Here is a 16,054-nt window from a genome sequence, read left to right as displayed (position 1 = left end):
GATTATGGCTCATTACATTAGCCTGTTTGTTCGCGCCGTGTTTGTTGAGAATATGGCGTTGGCCTTCTTCCTCGGGATGTGTACCTTCCTTGCGGTGTCGAAAAAGGTCTCTACGGCGTTTGGCCTGGGCGTTGCCGTCACGGTGGTGCTGGGGCTGGCGGTACCGATCAACAATCTGGTCTACAACCTGGTGCTGCGCGACGGCGCGCTGGCGGACGGTGTCGATCTCAGCTTCCTGAACTTTATCACCTTCATCGGCGTTATCGCCGCGCTGGTGCAAATTCTGGAGATGATCCTCGATAAGTATTTCCCGGCGTTGTACAACGCGCTGGGGATCTTCTTACCGCTGATCGCCGTGAACTGCGCCATCTTCGGCGGCGTCTCCTTTATGGTGCAGCGTGACTACAACTTCCCTGAATCCATCGTCTACGGCTTCGGTTCCGGCATCGGCTGGATGCTGGCCATTGTCGCGATGGCGGGCATTCGTGAAAAAATGAAGTACGCAAATGTGCCCGCCGGTCTGCGCGGGTTAGGGATCACCTTTATTACCACGGGTCTGATGGCGCTGGGCTTTATGTCATTCTCCGGTGTGCAGCTATAAGGGCGGAAAGTATGGAAATTATTCTTGGCGTAGTGATGTTCACGATGATCGTGCTGGTGCTGTCGGGGCTGATCCTGGTGGCACGATCGAAGCTGGTCAACGCTGGTGATGTGGTCATTGAAATTAACAATGAAGCGGACAAACAGATCCGTACCCCGGCGGGCGATAAGCTGCTGAACACGCTGTCCAGCAACGGCATCTTCGTCTCTTCAGCCTGCGGCGGCGGTGGTTCCTGTGGCCAGTGTCGGGTCACGATAAAAGAGGGCGGCGGCGATATCCTGCCTACCGAACTGTCCCACATTACCAAGCGTGAGGCGAAAGAGGGCTGTCGTCTGGCCTGCCAGGTCGCGGTAAAACAAAACATGAAGATCGAGCTCCCGGAAGAGATCTTCGGGGTGAAAAAATGGGAGTGTGAAGTTATCTCGAATGATAACAAAGCAACTTTCATTAAGGAGCTCAAGCTGCGGGTGCCGGATGGCGAAGCCGTTCCGTTCCGCGCCGGGGGCTATATCCAGATTGAGTGCCCGTCGCACAAAGTGGCCTACGCGGACTTCGATGTGCCGGACGAGTACCGTTCTGACTGGGATAAATTCAACCTGTTCCGCTACGTTTCCGACGTCAAAGAGCCGACGCTGCGCGCCTATTCAATGGCGAACTACCCGGATGAGAAAGGCATTATTATGCTTAACGTGCGTATCGCCACGCCGCCGCCGAAGGTTCCGGACGCCCCGCCGGGGATTATGTCTTCGTATATCTGGTCGCTGAAAGCCGGTGATAAGGTGACGATTTCCGGGCCGTTTGGCGAGTTCTTTGCCAAAGACACCGACGCTGAAATGGTCTTTATCGGCGGTGGTGCGGGTATGGCGCCGATGCGTTCGCATATTTTCGACCAGCTGAAACGGCTGCACAGTAAGCGTAAAATCAGCTTCTGGTACGGTGCGCGTTCGCTGCGTGAAATGTTCTACGACGACGAGTTTGAACAGCTGGCCCGTGAGAATCCGAACTTCACCTTCCACGTTGCTCTGTCAGACCCGCTGCCGGAAGACAACTGGAACGGCCATACCGGCTTTATTCACAATGTGCTGTATGAAAACTACCTGCGCGATCACCCGGCCCCGGAAGACTGCGAGTTCTATATGTGCGGGCCGCCGGTGATGAATGCCGCGGTGATCAAGATGCTGAAAGATCTTGGCGTTGAGGATGAAAACATCATGCTGGATGACTTTGGAGGTTGATGATGTTGACGGTGTTTGTGGCAACCTTTGTGATTTTCGCGCTGGTGATCCTCGGAATGTCTCTGGGGTATCTGATCAAGCGTAAAAGCATCCAGGGTAGCTGTGGCGGTATCACTGCGCTGGGAATCGAAAAGGTGTGTGATTGCCCTGAGCCGTGCGATGCGCGTAAAAAACGCCTGGCCCGCGAGGCGCAACGCCAGCAAAACCGTATCCTCTGAGCGTCTCTTGCTCCCCTGATGCCCGGCAGCGCATAGCGATGCCGGGCATTTTCTTTATGTCAGAGCGATCCTCGTACACTTCTCATTTACCTCATTTGTGCTGTATACTTGTCCAGTGGTAAGTGGGGGCTCACTATGCGTAAAATCATTCATGTCGATATGGACTGCTTCTTTGCGGCGGTCGAGATGCGTGACAACCCGGCGCTACGGGATATCCCGATCGCCATCGGCGGCAGCCGGGTACAGCGCGGCGTTATCAGTACGGCTAACTATCCGGCGCGTAAATTTGGCGTGCGTAGCGCCATGCCCACCGCGATGGCCCTCAAACTGTGCCCGCATCTGACGCTGCTCCCCGGCCGCTTTGATGCCTACAAGGCCGCGTCATCGCATATTCGCGAAATATTCTCACGCTACACCTCGCTGATTGAACCGCTGTCGTTGGATGAAGCCTATCTCGACGTCAGTGACAGCCTTCACTGTCAGGGATCGGCCACGCTGATGGCCGAAGAGATCCGCCGGAGCATTTTCGACGAACTCCAGCTGACCGCCTCCGCCGGGATCGCGCCGGTCAAATTTTTAGCCAAGATTGCCTCCGATATGAATAAGCCCAACGGCCAGTTTGTGATTGCGCCGCATCAGGTCGCAGAATTTGTGCGCACGCTGCCGCTGGCGAAGATCCCCGGAGTGGGGAAGGTCTCGGCGGCGAAGCTGGAAGGCATGGGGTTGCGTACCTGTGAAGATGTCCAGAAAAGCGACCTTGCAATGCTGCTCCAGCGCTTTGGCAAACTTGGTCGTATTCTGTGGGAGCGCAGTCAGGGGATCGACGAGCGCGAGATCAACAATACCCGGCAGCGTAAATCGGTGGGCGTTGAGCGTACCCTGATTGAGGACATCCATGAGTGGGCCGATTGCGAAGCGATCATCGAAAACCTCTACCAGGAGCTGGAACGGCGGCTGGTGAAGGTCAAACCGGACCTGCTGATCGCCCGTCAGGGAGTGAAGCTGAAGTTTAATGATTTTCAACTGACCACCCAGGAGCATGTCTGGCCGCGGCTGAACAAAGCCGATCTAATTTCAACGGCCCATAAAGCCTGGCATGAGCGGCGGGGCGGCCGCGGGGTCAGGTTGGTGGGGTTACACGTCACGTTACTCGACCCGCAGCTCGAGCGACAGCTGGTATTAGGATTATAACAATGCTGACGATCAGGCTGTATCAGGAAAACGACTTTGCGGCACTGTGCTCCCTTTTTCTACGGGCGATTCAACAGACCGCCAGCGAGGATTATTCCCCACCGCAGATTGCCGCCTGGGCGCAGGTGGATGAGGCGCGCTGGCGGCAAAAAATGGCGCAATCTCAGGTGTGGGTGGCGCTACTTGACCAGCAGCCGGTGGGGTTTATTACCGCCGTGGACCACTATATCGATTTACTGTTCGTTTCCCCGGCTCATAGCCGTCAGGGCATTGCCAACCGGCTGCTCGAGACACTCTCTGCGCAGATCCCGTCCGGTACGCTGACGGTGGAGTCGAGCATCACGGCCAAACCGTTTTTTGAGCATCATGGATTCAGGGTGGTGGAACAGCAGCACGTGGACGTGCGCGGTGAGACGTTGATCAATTACAGAATGAAGAAGGTGAGGTCGCCCGGATAAGCGTTCATCCGGGCGAGGTTGACGCAGATAAAACTTATTTTGCCGGAATCGCTTTCAGCAGTTCCGTCAGCAGCGTCCAGTACTGGCCCACGCTTTCGATATGCACCTGTTCATCCGGGGAGTGCGGACCGGTAATGGTTGGCCCGATAGAGACCATATCCATTTCCGGGTACGGTTTTTTGAACAGACCGCATTCCAGCCCCGCGTGGATAATCTGGATGTTCGGGGTTTTGTTAAACAAGCGCTGGTAGGTTTCACGCACCAGATGCATCACCGGTGAGTTAGCATCCGGCTGCCAGCCAGGGTAGGCACCTTTCGCCTGGGTTTTGGCACCGGCCAGTTTACCCAGTGAATCCAGCATGCTGACGACATAGTCTTTGCCGCTGTCGATCAGCGAGCGGATCAGGCAGTGGATCTCAACGTTGTTGTCGGTCATGGTCACAACGCCGACGTTCAGAGAGGTTTCTACCACCCCTTTGGCCACGTCGGAATTACGGATCACGCCGTTTGGCGTGGCGTTCAGCAGACGGACAAAGCCATCACGGGACGCCGCCGTCAGCGCGGCTTTATCGTTGGTGACCGCATCCAGCAGCAGCACCAGGTTCTTCTCTTTCGCCGCCAGTTCATTTTTCAGGATATCCTGGTAGGTATTCACCAGCGCGGTCAGGTGCTGCACCTGGTCAGCCGCCACGGCGAGGGTGGCGAATGCTTCGCGCGGAATGGCGTTACGCAGCGTACCACCGTTGAAATCCACCAGGCGCAGGTCCAGTTCTTGCGCATGACCGGCGAGGAAGCGGGCCAGCAGCTTGTTGGCATTGCCCAGACCGACGTGAATTTCACCACCGGAGTGGCCGCCTTTCAGCCCTTTTAAGGTCAGCTTGAAGCTCTGGAAGCCTGCCGGAATCGCTTCACGGGTCAGGGCCAGGTTCGACGTAAAGTCGATACCGCCGGCGCAACCCATATAGATTTCGCCCTCTTCTTCAGAGTCGGTATTGATCAGGATGTCTGCCTGCAGCCAGTTAGCCTGCAGCCCGAACGCGCCGTCCATGCCAGCTTCTTCGGTCATAGTCAGCAGCACTTCCAGCGGGCCGTGGACCACGCTGTCATCAGCCAGTACCGCCAGCGCGGATGCCATACCGATGCCGTTATCCGCGCCCAGGGTGGTGCCGCGTGCTTTGACCCACTCGCCGTCGATGTATGGTTGGATAGGATCTTTGGTGAAGTCGTGAACGGTATCGTTGTTTTTCTGCGGCACCATATCGAGGTGCGCCTGCAGGACCACCGGTTTACGGTTTTCCATACCGGCAGTGGCAGCCTTACGAATCAGAATGTTGCCAACCTGATCGCGTTCTGCGTGTAAGCCTTTTTCTTTTGCCCAGCCCATGATGTGTTCAGCGAGTTGTTCTTCGTGATAGGACGGATGGGGAATGGAGCAGATTTTGGCAAAAATATCCCATAGCGGTTGCGGGGATAATTGAGACAATTCAGACACGATGAGTCTCCTTACGATCGCCTGCAAAAATCTTTTACAGGTCGAGGGTTAGCAATAAAAAGTACAACAAGCGCAGGCTTGCGCAGTGGGGTTGAGAATACCACTTTCCACGGCGACTGGTAGTGTAAAACGCGCAAAAAGCGTCGCGAATGCCGCTTAACACTGGTTTTTAGCGCGTCAGATCTCTATAATCTCGCGCAACCATTTTCCCCCTCGAACATCATTTAAGCCGTATTACACAGGCTGGGACACTTCACATGAGCGAAAAATACGTCGTCACCTGGGACATGTTACAGATTCACGCCCGCAAACTGGCCAATCGTCTGATGCCTTCTGAACAATGGAAAGGGATTATTGCCGTCAGCCGTGGTGGTCTGGTGCCAGGCGCATTACTGGCGCGTGAACTGGGTATTCGTCATGTTGATACCGTTTGCATCTCCAGCTACGACCACGACAACCAGCGCGAACTGACCGTTCTGAAACGCGCTGAGGGTGATGGTGAAGGCTTCATCGTTATTGATGACCTGGTTGACACCGGTGGTACCGCTGTCGCCATTCGCGAAATGTATCCAAAAGCTCACTTTGTCACCATTTTCGCTAAACCGGCTGGTCGTCCGCTGGTTGATGATTATGTTGTTGATATTCCCCAGGATACCTGGATTGAACAACCGTGGGATATGGGCGTGGTGTTCGTACCGCCGATCTCTGGTCGTTAATTTCCAACCGAAATGCTAATTACCACGCCCGGTTATGCCGGGCGTGGTTTTTTTTCGCCGTATGCAGGTTACAATGACCAGAGTGGCAACACGATGGAGACTGCACATGTCACAACCTAACCTTAGTGAAACGCTGTTTAAACCTCGATTCAAACATCCAGAAACCTCTACGCTGGTGCGCCGGTTTGCCTCGGGCTCGCAGCAACCGATCCAGTCCGCACTCGACGGTACCAACGTTGATCACTGGTATCGTCTGATCAACCGCCTGATGTGGGTCTGGCGCGGCGTCACTCCTCAGGAGATCCTCGACGTGCAGGCGCGCATTGTGATGAGCGATGCCGAGCGTACCGATCCCGACCTTTACGATACCGTCGTCGGCTACCGCGGCGGGAACTGGATCTTCGAGTGGGCGAAGCAGGCGATGATTTGGCAGCAGGCCGCCAGTCAGGAGGCCGATCCGCTCCTCAGCGGGCGCCACTGGCTTCATGCGTCGAACCTCTACAGTATTGCTGCCTATCCGCATATTAAAGGTGATGAACTGGCCGAGCAGGCCCAGGCACTGGCCAATCGCGCTTATGAAGAGGCGGTGCTTCGTCTGCCGGGTGAGATGCGTGAGCTGGAGTTTCCTGTGCCCGGCGGCGCGCCGGTGACCGGCTTCCTGCATATGCCGAAAGGTGAGGGGCCGTATCCGGTGGTTCTGATGTGCGGTGGGCTGGATGCGCTTCAGACCGACTACTACAGCCTGTATGAGAAGTATTTTGCGCCACTGGGCATCGCCATGCTGACGCTGGATATGCCTTCGATTGGCTTCTCGTCAAAATGGAAACTGACCCAGGACACCAGCCTGCTGCATCAGCATGTGCTGAAGTATCTGCCGAACGTGCCATGGGTCGATCATACCCGGGTGGCGGCGTTTGGTTTTCGTTTTGGCGCCAACGTCGCCGTCCGCCTGGGCTATCTGGAACCCCAGCGTTTGAAGGCGGTGGCCTGCCTTGGCCCGGTGGTGCACAGCCTGCTGGTGGATCCGCTGCGTCAGGGGCGGGTGCCGGAAATGTATCTGGACGTTCTGGCGTCGCGGCTGGGAATGCACGATGCGTCTGATGAGGCGTTGCGCGTGGAGCTGAACCGCTATTCGCTAAAAACCCAGGGACTGCTTGGGCGCCGCTGTCCGACCCCGATGCTGTCCGGCTTCTGGAAAAACGATCCGTTCAGCCCGGAAGAGGAATCGCGTTTAATTACGTCGTCTTCGGCCGATGGCAAACTGCTTGAGATTCCATTCAAGCCCGTTTATCACAATTTCGATCGCGCTCTGCAGCAGATCGCCCGGTGGATCAGTGATAGATTTAGTTAATATATTGCTAAATTTTATTGATTTGGTAAAACAGTTGCATCACTAAAGGAGATCGCAATGACGTTACCAAGTGGACACCTGAAGAGTAAGCTGATGAAGAAATTCACGGCTCTTGGCCCTTATATTCGCGAAGGGCAGTGTGAAGACAACCGCTTCTTTTTCGATTGCCTGGCAGTCTGCGTCAATGTAAAACCGGCGCCGGAGAAACGCGAGTTCTGGGGATGGTGGATGGAGATGGAAGCACAGGCATCGCGCTTCACCTACAGCTATCAGTTTGGCTTGTTTGATAAAGAAGGGGTCTGGCGCCCGGAGGCGATCGACGATCCTGAAGTTAAAGAGAAGCTTGAGAAGACGCTGCTTGATTTTCACGACCGGGCTAAAGCATTACTGGTGACATTCAGCCTGAAGCTGGAAGCCGCCGACGACGTGAGCGAGCCCCTCAGACTCCGTGCCTGACGCGCTAACGGTTCCATGAAAAAAATCCACGCTATGTAGCGTGGATTTTTTTATTCCCGTAGCCTGCGTAGCAGGTGATGATTTAGCCCATGTTGATGATGCGGGGTGGCTGACCAACGGCAATCATGCCGTCCGTCAGATCTTTGGTGACCACCGTGCCGGCCCCCACTTTCACATTATCGCCCAGCGTGACGGCACCGATCACGACGGCATGTGCACCAAACTCCACATTATCGCCAATTTGCGGGCTGGCGCCTTCCTCGCCATGGCTATCGGTAACGCTCCCGATTGTGACCCCCTGACGCAGAATGCAGTTGTTGCCGATTACCGTACCCCGGTTAATGACGATGCAGTGGGGATGAAAAAGCTTTAATCCATAGCCGATACGCGTTTGCCAGGGGATTTCGACACAAAACAGACATTCGTTGATGGTTTTGTTCAGGATGATAAAAGGGATGGCGCACAGTTTGTAGAGTGGATTACGGCTGCGATAGAGCGTCGCCAGACGATAAAGCAGAATGGCTATTTTGGCTTTCATACCGCCGGTGTGCTTGATTTCCTGACGTACCTGCCGGATGGATTCAAACATAATTATTCCTTAATGTTAAATGAAGCCATTGGATACCAACCATCCGCTTTTCGGCCTTCATTTGCGAGGCGAATGCGTGGCGTGCCCTGACGGTTAGTTAAGGCAACCTCCAACTGATATTTCCCAACGGGAATGGCGGTGGGCATGTCAAAAGAGAAATGGCTCTGATGGCTGCCGGGTAGCCACTGACGAACATCATCCTGAGTGGTTTTCCGGGCAACGACATCACCACGGGCATTAACGATCCGCCATTGCATCAGCCAGGGCAGATAAACCGGTGCCACCCCATCATTGTGCCAGGTGGCAGCCACGATAAGCGGCTGGTCTGACTGCACGGAATTTTCAAGCTGGATCTGGCTGACGCGATAGCGATAGCCAATGCGCAACAAAGCGCGATCGAGGATATCGCGGTATTCAGCGGGAACCAGGCGCGATTTCAGGTTCAGCGTACTGGCATGCTGCGCTATAGCCCAGTCAAACGTTGCCTGAACCTGCTCACGGGTGTAGTGCTGCACGCTTTGCCATTCGCTCATATAGCCACAAATTTCAAGACTGACCGGCGCATGGTGCCAGCGGGTGTTAAACCCAGTGAAAGCAGCCTGCGCGGCAGCCAGGCGCGCGGGGTAATCGTCGTGCATATGGCTCCAGTCCGGGGTAAAGTTATGCCAGTCCCCCCAGCAGTCAGCACGCCATCCGGCACCCTTTTGGCTGGCGTAGGCCAGGGATTCCCCGCCGCTGATGAGCATAATTTTGGGCGTTTTGGGAAAGCTGGTGAAGTGCATATCGACATAGCGATTGAGCTGCGCCGGGGTGTATTTCTCCATCAAAGGCTGCACATCGCCAAAATTGGAGTTATGCCATTCACCCCAGGAGCCCACGATACCAATATCGATATACGCCAGTTCCGGATTGCCATCGTAGCGAGCGCCCATGGCGTTTAGCAGCTTTTTGGCGTAGGCGATAAAAACAGGATCGCTCAGATCCGGCACAAAGGTTTTACCGTTTTCGACCCATTGACCTTTTATGCCTTTTGCTATCAGCCAGTCCGGGATTTTCGAACCCGACTGCGGTTCATCCAGTACCATGACGCGCAGGCCAACGTTCATTGCCGGCTGATGGTGTTGCGCGACGGAGAACGCGTGTTCGATAGCGTCAAACTGATAAACGCCTTCCTGAGGTTCCAGTTCGTTCCAGTAGAAACGGTCGTATTCAATGCCGGTGTCAGGGTACTCCTCCGGCGTCGGTTTCTGCCCGTAACCATCGTGAAAACTGGCCACGCCCATGCCTGGGTTGGTTAAGATCCCGTCGAAGGCGGGCGGGGTGATGACGATACGTTCTGCCCATGCAGAAAATGAGGGTGCTAAGCTGGTGACCAGGAGTGTCGCCAGGACCGGCATCGCGCGGAAATAAGCAGCAGCCATCGTTAGTTCACTTTGTCATGAAGGTTAACAAACCATGTCCAGATACCGACATGGAAGTTCTTGAAGACGTCAATCCCAAGTGCGGACTTGAACATGTAGAGCGCCAGCAGTACGGATAAAATGCATAACAGCAGGGCGACCATAATCGCCAGCGTTGAGAAAAAGCGGCCGAGCGCTCCGTCCCGTGAATGCTGACGCAGATCCCGCCCAAACAAGAAAACCACAAAGTAGCGGCGGTGAAAGAAAGGAAAGCTCCGCCGAAAATCAATCCGATGTCGTGAGGCGAGCGTCGCCCGGACCAGCGCCTGCTCTATTCCACGTTTTTGTTCCGGGGTTAGCGAAGCTTCTACTTCCGCATCGAGCGAGGAATAGAAACGATCGACGACCCGTTCTGATGTAGGTTTCGGCACTATCAAGCCTTATCGGTTAGGCGCTGATAAACTTTGGCGGTTTCAGCGGCAATTTCTGGCCAGCGATACTTCGGCATCAGTTGGCTGTAGTCAACGGCTCCTGGGCCATGCCAGGCCTGTAGTTTTTGCGCCAGTGCGGCAACGTTTCCTACCGGGAAATAGATATCTGACGGCAGGCCAATCTCCATATTGGCAGGAATGTCGCTGACCACCACCGGCAGGGACCATGACATGGCTTCCAGCAGGGCAATCGGCAAACCTTCATGGTATGAAGGCAGAACGAACAGCCCGGCTTGTGAAAATAATGTCTGAAGCGGCTCACCGCTGATAAAACCGGTCATGATGACATTGGGCTGGCCGGCCGCCTGTTGCTTTAACCGCTGGCTGTACTCATCGGGATGGTCAGCATCACCGATAAGCACAAGCGAAACCTGACATTGCGCGGCTGTATAGGCGGCGATCAGATCATGGAGGCCTTTCTCCTCAACAAAACGGGCCACCGCGACAATGTACTGACCCGCTTTCAGGCCGTACTTATCCAGCGTCGCCTCCATCGCCTCCTGCGGTGGAAGTGGCAACTGACGCACGCCGTTATAAATGACGTTGGCGTCGGTGCGACCATGGTTGGTCTTGATCAGATTGTTGATCACTTCCGAGATAACGATGACTTCGTTGGCATATTTGACGGCCCACTTCTCACCGAGACGCAGCATCTCTTTCGCCATTTTCCCCCATTTCTGGCGATCGTAATCCGGACCATGGTGGGTAAATACAACGCGCTTGCCCAGCAAACGCAGGAGCGGAACCACTAATCCTGGGCCAACGGCATGAACATGGACCACGTTTGAGCCATCAAACAGGGTGCTGAAAGCGGCCAGCGTTGAGTGAACAATCGCTTCGAATTTACGGCTCTTTGGCGCCCACAGGCTTTTCAGGCGGACGCCTTTGTACTCGCTACGACGATAGCTAACGTACGGCGAGCGTGCGATGACACAGATATCAGCATGATTTTGCTGATAGATTTCCGGATATAAATTCTGGCAATGTGTTTCTACGCCCCCCTGAACATCAGGAATGCCGCGCGTGCCAAGAACCGTGACGTTGGTCTTCATTGTTGTTCTCCCGCGAGCTGCTGGTAGAGTTCCCGTAGCACCTGCATATGGTGGGCAAGATCGTACTTATCCTGTAAGCGCTGGCGAGCATTGACCCCCATTTCGCGGGCCTGTTGCGGGTTTGCTGCCAGTGAGTCCATGATCTGCGCCAGCGCATCGGCATTTCCGGGTTCAAAGAGATAACCGTCAACTCCATCGCGGATCTGCTCTGGAATACCGCCAATGTTACCGCCGACGACAGGGCGGCCAAACGCCATGGCTTCCAGCACCGACATCGAACAGTTTTCATAATATTCCGACGGGACAATCACCGCCCGGGCGCCGCGTATCAGATCGTTGAGGGCCTCGCCATGGCGCATATAGCCGAGGAATTCCGGCCCGCTGAAGCGCGAACGCAGATCATCATTTAATGGGCCATCACCGATTATTTTAAGCGGCATGGTTTGCTGCATTTTCAACTGCGCCTGCGCCAGGGTGGCGACCCCTTTTTCACGACTCAAACGGCCAATATAGAGAAAATAATCCCCTGCGGTATCTCCTGGCGTTGTCGTGCTGGCATCAATGCCATTCACGATGACGTCAATTCGGGCGTGAGGTAACTTACGCAGCAGGGTCTGGCGCATAAATTCACTAGGCGCGACGATGGAATCGAGCATGGAGTAGTTTTTGGCAAACTTCTGCCAGTAGGCTTCCAGAGAGAGCAACAGGCTTTTGCCGGTGTCACCCTGCTGGCAGCGATGGCGGAAGGCATTCATCACCGAACCGGTAATACAGTCATCGCAGACGTGTCCGTCACGCAGCATGGTGTAGGACGGACAGACGATTTTATAATCATGCGCGGTGAGTACGGTTTTACAGCCAAAGCGTTTGGCGACGCCAATTAGCGCGGGCGTGAGCTGATGATAGATATTGTGGAAGTGGACAATGTCCGGTTGCTCCTGCAGCAACAAGGTATTGAGCTTTTCACATGCTTCAGAATTATAAATAAAGTCGACGCCGGCTTTTATCTTACCCAGCAGACCGTGACTGCGATGATAATCTACGTTATGTACGAAAAATTGCTCCCAGGGCGAAGGCTTGTTCTCGGGGTGCTGCATGCTGAAATCCACAACCTGAAAACCAGATTGCAGCATGGCATCCCGCTCCTGAAAGTAAACGGTTTCCGCTCCTCCTTTAATAAAGAAGAACTTATTAACGAATAATATTTTCATTTTCTGTCTTGATATGCTTTGGATTAGTCACGGTCACCGCGGGTCGTTTCATCGGGTCTTTGACCGAATTAATTACGCCACGCAGCAGGCCTGCGGAAAAGAGCGATAAGTTGATGACGCTCTGTACGCCATCTCGCAATGATTTATTTTTAATCGCTTTCAGGGCAGTAAATGCCAGTAGAGGCAGGATCGCGATAGCGATCAGTTTGAGATTCAATGACAGAAGGCAGACGAATAAAAACAGGAGATACAGGGTAAATATCAGTTCGTTTCTGACAATCCGGAAGGCCGCTGGGAAATGTGCCTTGCCCCAGCAATTGCGCAGGAGTTCACCCGGCGCCCATAAAAAGCCATTTTTCCAGCGATAGGTGAGCATTTTGAAGGTTGGCATGGTGTAAGAAGCATGGCTGAAATAGGGGGCAGCAAGGCGATGCAGCTTATAACCTGCAGACTGTAAACGAATGCCTAATTCCGCCTCTTCATAGCCGTGCAGATTGAGGTTTGTCAGATAGCCAATTTTTTCTATCGCCGCGCGACGATAAAGTCCGCCACCGCCCAGATGATCGGTATCACCCTGCGGATAGATAAGATGTAGACGCTGTTTGCGGGATTTAAATTCGTAGTTGGAGGCATCATCCATCTCAACGCTGCCCGCCACCCCGGCATATTCCGGATGCGCTTCAAGGAAAGCGACTGCCGTATCAAGGAAACCAGGTTCCAGTTCCATGTCACCATCCAGCAGCAGCAGATAATCCCCTTCGCTGTAGAGCCAGCCCAACTGGTGGCCTATCCCGCAGCAGCGGTCTTTGGCGTTATCCAGGCACACGACCATCGCGTCTTTGGCGACCGCCAGTTCACGGGTGTTATCGCTGGAGAGACTATCCGCGACGATAATCTGGTGAGGATAGGGTTGTAATTGCTTACGCACACTGTCGATCGTTTTTTCAATTCCCTGAGCTTCATTCAGGGTCTTAATGCTAACGGTAATCGAAGGAGTTTTATTCATATTAGGTACCGGAATTCAAACGGACAGAGCGGTGGATGACAATCAGAGCCCCAAGGGCCAGCCATAATAAAAACTGTAGCATGGGAATAATCATCAGGATCTGGCTATAGGGGAGACTGAGCAAACATCCGATGACAAAGACATAAAATGCCGGGGCTGAACTAAGCAGTTGTATATCTTCCCGCTTCAACTCACTGCGAGAAAATGTCTCTTTTGGCCGCATCGAGATAAGAATCGACGATATCATGGCAATAAATAGTACGACGCCAATGATCCCGACTTCCCAAAGCAGCATGCTTAATGCCGTGGAGTCGAGAATTAAATGGAACCAGGCGCCAATATAGCCAGGAGAGACGGTACTGCCGCTGTTGGTGGCATTCAGACCATAGCCGAACAGCATTCCACCGGGACCAAACAACTCGTTGTGCTGCATCCAGAAAAACAGGGTCGTAAAGCGCCCAAGTTCGCCGGTGTCCATAATGTAGTTTGTGTCAAAAATATAGCCGAGGGAGTCGATAAACACCGACAGCGCGCTTTTTGTCGGGTCGCCGCCAAATGCTGAAGAATAGTTGGCGGCCAGAATCGTGATCGCGGCAAAAATCAACACCACCATTCCCACGGCAATAATCAACAGCGAGCGTAGGCTGACTTTACTGACGCCGCTGACATAGCCAGGCATGATCCACAGGAGCGCCAGCAGGAAAGGAGAGAGCAGAATGACGAATTTCACTTCACCAATCACGCAGAGCACAAAAGCAAGCACGATATGAATGACCATGGATTTAAACGAGCAGATGCCGTGTTTAAATTCTGACACCTTTAACAGCATGATCAGCAGGCAGAACATCCCCATGGCGGCGGTATTCCCTCCACCCATCGGATCGCCACCGAAGGTGCCCACAACCGAATCCCACTTTTCATCTTCGCCGCGTATGGCGACGCGTTTTGGCACCACAAACAGCACCTGATAGATAGCAATCGGGAACTGGACGTAAAACAGCCAGTAGAAGAGTTGGGTTAACCGGTGTAGCTGTGATTCGCGGAACATGCCGAGCAACATGCAGAACATTACCAGCGACAGGGCCAGTTCGTTCTTAAAGCCCACAATAGTGGTCACGATACCGGACTGCAGCACGGTCGACGCGAGGCTCAGGAAAATAAACGTCAGATAGAGCGCGAGAACTACCTTTTCACGTGTGCTTAACGTCAGGGGCTGCGGATGGCTCTGCATCATCAGCAGTATTACCATGATCAGCACCATAAAAAAGGGCAGCCACAGCACGGCCGCAATACCGGTGAAATACTGAACGGTGCCGCAGAAGACGATAGTCGTCAGGGCAAACGCTTCCAGATAGCGGCCGGTATTCAATTGCATGCGTTCTGCTCCTGCAGGGAGAGCTTCTTCGCCCTGGTATTCATTTTCAGCAGGATAAACAGGTAGCGTACGCTGGTGAGCACCGAAAAGGTCAGCAGCGAAATTTCATAGCTCACACCCATTTTGGGCATCGCCACAAAGGCAACGCCAATAATCAGCAACTGCTCCAGTTGGATCCGCAGGAAGTAGCGCTTTGAGCCAAAAATCAGCTCAATGACGGTCAAGGGGCTGACGGCCAGCGCCGCAAACAGATAGGGCAGCATATAGCGTGAGGTTGGAATGGAGTCGAGCCATTCCTGACTGAAGCCCAGACGCATAACCAGCGGGTAGAATATCCAGATCCCGAGGATACACACCATCGCTGCGGCAATTAACAGCAAACGTACTTTTTTATACTCTTGATAGTTAAAGGTATTATTGCGGAAGTCCATTGACCATTTTGAAAAAATGGAGTTGCGTACCGCATTGCCAATGATCATCACCGGTGACAGGCAGAAGCGGCTGACCACCGAAAAATAGCCAGCAACCAGCGGCGAAAACCAGACGTTAATCAGCATGGTGGGCAGGTTATTGCTGGCCATCGCCAGAACTTCTGCGCTGCCCACCCGGCTGATATGCTGCCAGTGCTCGCGAAGAAAACGGCCATTCATCGTCGGGGAGAAATGCGCCAGCGTCAGCGTTCTGAAGTTAAATAAACGCAGCAGACAGGCGCCGAGCAGCAGCAGAATGCCGATCATCCATGCCAGATAGAACAGCACGGTATTGGGCATGACCAGCAGGGCAATCGCCACTACCAGCGAAACCGCGATACGCTGAAAGGTCAGAAACTGATAGTTACCGCCACGCAGCGAGAGGTTCTCGGCTATTAATACCAGCGCATAGCCCAGGGTCATCAGGTAGAGAAAGGCAATATTCAGGTCAAAAATCAGCCCAGTAATCACCGCCCACGGCACCGCCATCACCAGGCTTTGCAGCAGGCAAAACACCACGTTCTGACCTAGCTCATGATCTTCCTGGCGGGGGATCAGCAGCTGTGACGCAAAGGTACAGACCTGTGCGCCAATCAGTACATTGCTATAAATCATCGCGTAGTGACCCACTTCCGCCATACCGTAGCGATGGGAAATCAGCCATACGGAAAAAGCGCCTATCAGCTGGGACAGGACCGAAGAGCTGGCGATTGATGAGATGCTTTTAATTAAATTCATAAGC

17 protein-coding genes are annotated in these 16,054 nt (G+C 53.9%); 8 read left to right on the top strand and 9 right to left on the bottom strand.

The features are described 5' to 3' along the window. Positions 1–4 precede the first annotated feature (4 nt). The 5 genes from nqrE to ACMYSN_RS10120 all read left to right on the top strand — a co-directional run bounded on the left by nqrE (position 5) and on the right by ACMYSN_RS10120 (position 3,703). On the top strand, positions 5–601 hold the full coding sequence (gene nqrE / locus ACMYSN_RS10140; protein WP_123755565.1) for an NADH:ubiquinone reductase (Na(+)-transporting) subunit E: 597 nt from the start codon (positions 5–7) through the stop codon (positions 599–601). 11 nt (positions 602–612) lie between these two features. Continuing rightward, a complete protein-coding gene (gene nqrF / locus ACMYSN_RS10135; protein WP_462497908.1) occupies positions 613–1,836 on the top strand; it encodes an NADH:ubiquinone reductase (Na(+)-transporting) subunit F in 1,224 nt (407 codons plus the stop codon). Positions 1,837–1,838: 2 nt separating this feature from the next. After that, positions 1,839–2,054 carry a (Na+)-NQR maturation NqrM gene (nqrM, locus tag ACMYSN_RS10130; protein WP_174510492.1) on the top strand — a complete coding sequence of 72 codons (216 nt, stop codon included), beginning with the start codon at positions 1,839–1,841 and terminating at the stop codon, positions 2,052–2,054. A 135-nt stretch (positions 2,055–2,189) separates the two neighbouring features. After that, complete coding sequence (gene dinB, locus ACMYSN_RS10125) at positions 2,190–3,245, top strand: DNA polymerase IV (protein WP_462497907.1); 1,056 nt, start codon at positions 2,190–2,192, stop codon at positions 3,243–3,245. 2 nt (positions 3,246–3,247) lie between these two features. Continuing rightward, positions 3,248–3,703, top strand: coding sequence for a GNAT family protein (locus ACMYSN_RS10120; RefSeq protein WP_462497906.1), 456 nt, complete (start codon positions 3,248–3,250; stop codon positions 3,701–3,703). Positions 3,704–3,737: 34 nt separating this feature from the next. On the opposite strand, the gene pepD is transcribed toward ACMYSN_RS10120, so the two are convergent. Next, positions 3,738–5,195 (bottom strand): zinc-binding metallopeptidase family protein, encoded by a 1,458-nt coding sequence (pepD, locus tag ACMYSN_RS10115; RefSeq protein ID WP_462497905.1) that lies wholly within the window; start codon positions 5,193–5,195, stop codon positions 3,738–3,740. A 257-nt stretch (positions 5,196–5,452) separates the two neighbouring features. Here pepD and gpt point away from each other — a divergent pair, with 257 nt between their 5' ends. The 3 genes from gpt (at position 5,453) to crl (ending at position 7,718) form a co-directional block, all read left to right on the top strand. Continuing rightward, entirely contained in the window at positions 5,453–5,911 is a 459-nt protein-coding gene (gene gpt, locus ACMYSN_RS10110; protein WP_004858267.1) for a xanthine phosphoribosyltransferase, read from the top strand. A 106-nt stretch (positions 5,912–6,017) separates the two neighbouring features. Next, positions 6,018–7,262 (top strand): esterase FrsA, encoded by a 1,245-nt coding sequence (gene frsA, locus ACMYSN_RS10105; RefSeq protein ID WP_462497904.1) that lies wholly within the window; start codon positions 6,018–6,020, stop codon positions 7,260–7,262. A 57-nt stretch (positions 7,263–7,319) separates the two neighbouring features. Beyond that, positions 7,320–7,718: a sigma factor-binding protein Crl gene (crl, locus tag ACMYSN_RS10100; RefSeq protein ID WP_462497903.1), complete on the top strand. Its 399-nt coding sequence runs from the start codon at positions 7,320–7,322 to the stop codon at positions 7,716–7,718. An 82-nt stretch (positions 7,719–7,800) separates the two neighbouring features. On the opposite strand, the gene ACMYSN_RS10095 is transcribed toward crl, so the two are convergent. Genes ACMYSN_RS10095 through ACMYSN_RS10060 form a run of 8 tightly spaced genes read right to left on the bottom strand, consistent with a single transcriptional unit; the run spans position 7,801 to position 16,050 of the window. Then, a complete protein-coding gene (locus ACMYSN_RS10095) occupies positions 7,801–8,307 on the bottom strand; it encodes a serine acetyltransferase (RefSeq protein WP_462497902.1) in 507 nt (168 codons plus the stop codon). 2 nt (positions 8,308–8,309) lie between these two features. After that, positions 8,310–9,704 carry a DUF4832 domain-containing protein gene (locus ACMYSN_RS10090; RefSeq protein ID WP_462498237.1) on the bottom strand — a complete coding sequence of 465 codons (1,395 nt, stop codon included), beginning with the start codon at positions 9,702–9,704 and terminating at the stop codon, positions 8,310–8,312. Positions 9,705–9,730: 26 nt separating this feature from the next. Continuing rightward, positions 9,731–10,138 carry a hypothetical protein gene (locus tag ACMYSN_RS10085; protein ID WP_462497901.1) on the bottom strand — a complete coding sequence of 136 codons (408 nt, stop codon included), beginning with the start codon at positions 10,136–10,138 and terminating at the stop codon, positions 9,731–9,733. 2 nt (positions 10,139–10,140) lie between these two features. Next, positions 10,141–11,250: a glycosyltransferase family 4 protein gene (locus ACMYSN_RS10080; RefSeq protein ID WP_462497900.1), complete on the bottom strand. Its 1,110-nt coding sequence runs from the start codon at positions 11,248–11,250 to the stop codon at positions 10,141–10,143. Next, complete coding sequence (locus tag ACMYSN_RS10075) at positions 11,247–12,461, bottom strand: glycosyltransferase family 4 protein (RefSeq protein WP_462497899.1); 1,215 nt, start codon at positions 12,459–12,461, stop codon at positions 11,247–11,249. The genes ACMYSN_RS10080 and ACMYSN_RS10075 overlap by 4 nt, the downstream gene beginning before the upstream one ends. Continuing rightward, a complete protein-coding gene (locus tag ACMYSN_RS10070) occupies positions 12,442–13,467 on the bottom strand; it encodes a glycosyltransferase family 2 protein (RefSeq protein WP_462497898.1) in 1,026 nt (341 codons plus the stop codon). The genes ACMYSN_RS10075 and ACMYSN_RS10070 overlap by 20 nt, the downstream gene beginning before the upstream one ends. A 1-nt stretch (position 13,468) precedes the next feature. Beyond that, positions 13,469–14,842 (bottom strand): capsular biosynthesis protein, encoded by a 1,374-nt coding sequence (locus ACMYSN_RS10065; protein WP_462497897.1) that lies wholly within the window; start codon positions 14,840–14,842, stop codon positions 13,469–13,471. Beyond that, complete coding sequence (locus ACMYSN_RS10060; RefSeq protein WP_462497896.1) at positions 14,833–16,050, bottom strand: lipopolysaccharide biosynthesis protein; 1,218 nt, start codon at positions 16,048–16,050, stop codon at positions 14,833–14,835. The genes ACMYSN_RS10065 and ACMYSN_RS10060 overlap by 10 nt, the downstream gene beginning before the upstream one ends. Between the last annotated feature and the right edge of the window lie 4 nt (positions 16,051–16,054).

The organism is Klebsiella sp. R445 (assembly GCF_051131755.1).
GTDB classification, from domain to species: Bacteria; Pseudomonadota; Gammaproteobacteria; order Enterobacterales; family Enterobacteriaceae; genus Klebsiella; species Klebsiella lignicola.
The sequence above is the reverse complement of the archived record's forward strand: the minus strand, read 5'-3'. Positions and strand labels throughout refer to the sequence as shown.

Bases quoted from the DNA above. Each gene is read 5' to 3' on its own strand.
- nqrE (WP_123755565.1), top strand. From the start codon at position 5: ATGGCTCATTACATTAGCCTGTTTGTTCGCGCCGTGTTTGTTGAGAAT.
- ACMYSN_RS10070 (WP_462497898.1), bottom strand. From the start codon at position 13,467: ATGAATAAAACTCCTTCGATTACCGTTAGCATTAAGACCCTGAATGAA.
- ACMYSN_RS10065 (WP_462497897.1), bottom strand. From the start codon at position 14,842: ATGCAATTGAATACCGGCCGCTATCTGGAAGCGTTTGCCCTGACGACT.
- ACMYSN_RS10120 (WP_462497906.1), top strand. From the start codon at position 3,248: ATGCTGACGATCAGGCTGTATCAGGAAAACGACTTTGCGGCACTGTGC.
- ACMYSN_RS10090 (WP_462498237.1), bottom strand. From the start codon at position 9,704: ATGCCGGTCCTGGCGACACTCCTGGTCACCAGCTTAGCACCCTCATTT.
- dinB (WP_462497907.1), top strand. From the start codon at position 2,190: ATGCGTAAAATCATTCATGTCGATATGGACTGCTTCTTTGCGGCGGTC.
- nqrM (WP_174510492.1), top strand. From the start codon at position 1,839: ATGTTGACGGTGTTTGTGGCAACCTTTGTGATTTTCGCGCTGGTGATC.
- ACMYSN_RS10075 (WP_462497899.1), bottom strand. From the start codon at position 12,461: ATGAAAATATTATTCGTTAATAAGTTCTTCTTTATTAAAGGAGGAGCG.
- gpt (WP_004858267.1), top strand. From the start codon at position 5,453: ATGAGCGAAAAATACGTCGTCACCTGGGACATGTTACAGATTCACGCC.
- crl (WP_462497903.1), top strand. From the start codon at position 7,320: ATGACGTTACCAAGTGGACACCTGAAGAGTAAGCTGATGAAGAAATTC.
- frsA (WP_462497904.1), top strand. From the start codon at position 6,018: ATGTCACAACCTAACCTTAGTGAAACGCTGTTTAAACCTCGATTCAAA.
- nqrF (WP_462497908.1), top strand. From the start codon at position 613: ATGGAAATTATTCTTGGCGTAGTGATGTTCACGATGATCGTGCTGGTG.
- ACMYSN_RS10080 (WP_462497900.1), bottom strand. From the start codon at position 11,250: ATGAAGACCAACGTCACGGTTCTTGGCACGCGCGGCATTCCTGATGTT.
- ACMYSN_RS10060 (WP_462497896.1), bottom strand. From the start codon at position 16,050: ATGAATTTAATTAAAAGCATCTCATCAATCGCCAGCTCTTCGGTCCTG.
- ACMYSN_RS10095 (WP_462497902.1), bottom strand. From the start codon at position 8,307: ATGTTTGAATCCATCCGGCAGGTACGTCAGGAAATCAAGCACACCGGC.